Source organism: Microcoleus sp. N9_A1, from assembly GCF_036701795.1.
In the GTDB taxonomy this organism is placed as follows: domain Bacteria; phylum Cyanobacteriota; class Cyanobacteriia; order Cyanobacteriales; family Microcoleaceae; genus Microcoleus.
In genome coordinates this window covers 1-2,268 of sequence record NZ_JAUBRI010000167.1, presented here as the reverse complement: position 1 = coordinate 2,268, position 2,268 = coordinate 1, and the positions used below count along the sequence as shown (strand labels likewise).

The following is a 2,268-nucleotide window of genomic DNA, read 5'->3' as shown; positions in this document are numbered from 1 at the left end:
CTACCGAAACATGAACCTATTTATATTCACTCATTTACTTATTATACATCGCTGATGTTATTAAATTTTCATTCCTATGCGCCCAGCACTCGAAGCGATATATTTGTTCTACCTTGATTTTCAGCAGCCGCGCGATCACCTCTTTTGTCACAAACCGGCTCAATCTGTGTCTGGGGGTTGATTTTCTCGAAAATTTTGTTAACATGGTAATCAGATTCTTTGTAAAGAATACATCCTTCGTAAAAAGTACAAACTTTTGTAAAGGGATTGAATTTGGATAGGCGATCGTCTTTTAGTTTTCCAGACCTGGGGGCGATCGCTTTTTACATTATAATTGTATGACCTATATCAATCATCTGTCAAGAGCTTATGGGCTTAATTAGATTACGGGTTCGAGAGTTTGCTGCTGAGAAAGGCTGGACGATCAAAGAGGTTTCAGAGCGATCGGGGGTAGTCTACAGTACGCTCAGAACCTATGCCCGATCGCCCGGATTAGCAACAATTGACGTGACAGCCTTGGACAAGTTGGCGAGGACTTTTGACGTGATGGTCGAAGATTTGTATGAGATTGTCGAAGATTAGTCGATCGCTTTTTGGGATAAAACTATCCGATGATGGTACACCATCATTTGTCAAGTATGGGTTTAGTCAGGTTAAAAGTCAGAGAACTAGCTAGCGAGAAAGGCTGGACGCTGAAAGAAGTTTCAGAACGATCGGGAGTAATTTACAGCACCGTCAAACACTACGCCCGCTGTCCGGGAGTGTCAACCATTGACTTTATTTCTATACACAAATTGGCTCGCACCTTTGATGTAATGATTGAAGACTTGGTGGAAATTGTGCAGGAGTGAGCGATCGCTTTTTACGATAAAATTTTATCCCAGAGTAAATCTAGTTTTTTGTCAATGGGCTTAATTAAATTGCGGGTTCGAGAGTTGGCTGCTGAGAAAGGCTGGACGATCAAAGAGGTTTCTGAGCGATCGGGCGTAGTCTACAGTACCCTCAGAACCTATGCCCGATCGCCCGGATTAGCAACAGTTGACGTGACAGCCTTGCACAAGGAAAGCGAGGACTTTTGATTTGTCTATCGAAGATTTGTATGAGATTGTGCAGGAATAGTCGATCGCTTTTACGAACTAATTATCCAGTCAATATTATTCGACAGTTGCTAGCATCTGATTGACAGACTCACCCCGTTGTAGCGCTTCCCAATCAGATGTAACAGGTTGGTAATAACAGTAACACACCACAATTCGCTCCTCAGTATCGGAAGCAGAAAACTGCTGAACGCGAGTAACTACCCAATCTCCATCTTTCCCGTGGGTGACTCCATTACCGGGGTCAGATAGATTTTCATAATCGCGGGTTTTGTCCCCTACTTGAGGGATTTCTGGGTTTTCTTCCCAAGTCCAATTTTCCCAAAGTATATTAGTGAGACCGCCCCTCGGCATAAGCTGACGTTCTTCCCAGCCGGGAGCACTCATGCTTTCGGTTTTGTAGACAATCCAGATTTTTTTTGCCATTTTTTTAAAGACGATCGCACAATCGCGTTCAATACTTCGACTATATCAGAGATGAAAGCTCGTGCATCGGTTAAAATAGAGAAGTCAGTTTGTGATTAATAAGTCTGAATGCCTACGTTACTCCGAGTCGGCCCATACCGTTTCTTCTGCTATGCGGGCGATCGGGATGAACCACCCCACGTTCACGTTGAGCGCGATCGAGAAGAAGCTAAGTTTTGGCTTAGTCCAGTTCGCCTTCAAAATAATAAAGGCTTCAATCGTACAGAAATCAATGGCATTCAGAAACTTGTTGAAGAACATCAACAGCAATTATTAGCAGGTTGGAATGACTTCTTTAATGGTTGAATTGCTACAAATCCCCCAAGCACAAAACGTAGTTGTTACAGACGACGCGCTAACAGTCGATCTATCCGATGGTCGTACTATTTCTGTACCTTTAGCTTGGTATCCTCGGCTATTGCATAGCACACCAAACGAACGCAATAATTGGCGATTTATTGGTGGAAATGAGGGAATCCACTGGCCTGATATTGACGAAGACATTAGCATCAAAAATATTATTCTCGGTAAACCATCTGGAGAAAGTCAGAAGTCATTTCAGCGGTGGTTAGAGGAACGCGGGAAGATAGTCTAATAACAAATCTGGCTTAAATACCCTTCTTAGTCTCTTAGGAATGAAAATTTAATAACATCAGCGATGTATAATAAGTAAATGAGTGAATATAAATAGGTTCATGTTTCGGTA

Annotated in this window: 5 protein-coding genes and 1 pseudogene; 5 read left to right on the top strand and 1 reads right to left on the bottom strand. The window is 42.5% G+C overall.

The features are described 5' to 3' along the window. The first annotated feature begins 369 nt into the window (after positions 1–369). The 3 genes and pseudogenes from QUA58_RS31135 to QUA58_RS31125 all read left to right on the top strand — a co-directional run bounded on the left by QUA58_RS31135 (position 370) and on the right by QUA58_RS31125 (position 1,119). Positions 370–582 (top strand): helix-turn-helix domain-containing protein, encoded by a 213-nt coding sequence (locus tag QUA58_RS31135; protein WP_106333817.1) that lies wholly within the window; start codon positions 370–372, stop codon positions 580–582. A 56-nt stretch (positions 583–638) separates the two neighbouring features. Then, on the top strand, positions 639–851 hold the full coding sequence (locus QUA58_RS31130; protein ID WP_333257594.1) for a helix-turn-helix transcriptional regulator: 213 nt from the start codon (positions 639–641) through the stop codon (positions 849–851). A 54-nt stretch (positions 852–905) separates the two neighbouring features. Then, positions 906–1,119: pseudogene (locus QUA58_RS31125) on the top strand (helix-turn-helix domain-containing protein). Positions 1,120–1,154: 35 nt separating this feature from the next. Here the strand turns inward: QUA58_RS31125 and QUA58_RS31120 are convergent. Next, complete coding sequence (locus QUA58_RS31120) at positions 1,155–1,523, bottom strand: hypothetical protein (RefSeq protein ID WP_333257592.1); 369 nt, start codon at positions 1,521–1,523, stop codon at positions 1,155–1,157. Positions 1,524–1,631: 108 nt separating this feature from the next. Here QUA58_RS31120 and QUA58_RS31115 point away from each other — a divergent pair, with 108 nt between their 5' ends. Both QUA58_RS31115 and QUA58_RS31110 read left to right on the top strand, forming a co-directional pair. Then, complete coding sequence (locus tag QUA58_RS31115) at positions 1,632–1,868, top strand: DUF4160 domain-containing protein (protein ID WP_333054534.1); 237 nt, start codon at positions 1,632–1,634, stop codon at positions 1,866–1,868. Continuing rightward, the gene (locus QUA58_RS31110; protein WP_333257589.1) at positions 1,849–2,157 is read left to right on the top strand and encodes a DUF2442 domain-containing protein; all 309 of its coding nucleotides are present in this window, start codon (positions 1,849–1,851) and stop codon (positions 2,155–2,157) included. The genes QUA58_RS31115 and QUA58_RS31110 overlap by 20 nt, the downstream gene beginning before the upstream one ends. Positions 2,158–2,268: the final 111 nt, after the last annotated feature.

Excerpts from the sequence above, each read along its gene's own strand:
- QUA58_RS31135 (WP_106333817.1), top strand. The coding sequence starts at position 370 with ATGGGCTTAATTAGATTACGGGTTCGAGAGTTTGCTGCTGAGAAAGGC.
- QUA58_RS31130 (WP_333257594.1), top strand. The coding sequence starts at position 639 with ATGGGTTTAGTCAGGTTAAAAGTCAGAGAACTAGCTAGCGAGAAAGGC.
- QUA58_RS31120 (WP_333257592.1), bottom strand. The coding sequence starts at position 1,523 with ATGGCAAAAAAAATCTGGATTGTCTACAAAACCGAAAGCATGAGTGCT.
- QUA58_RS31115 (WP_333054534.1), top strand. The coding sequence starts at position 1,632 with ATGCCTACGTTACTCCGAGTCGGCCCATACCGTTTCTTCTGCTATGCG.
- QUA58_RS31110 (WP_333257589.1), top strand. The coding sequence starts at position 1,849 with ATGACTTCTTTAATGGTTGAATTGCTACAAATCCCCCAAGCACAAAAC.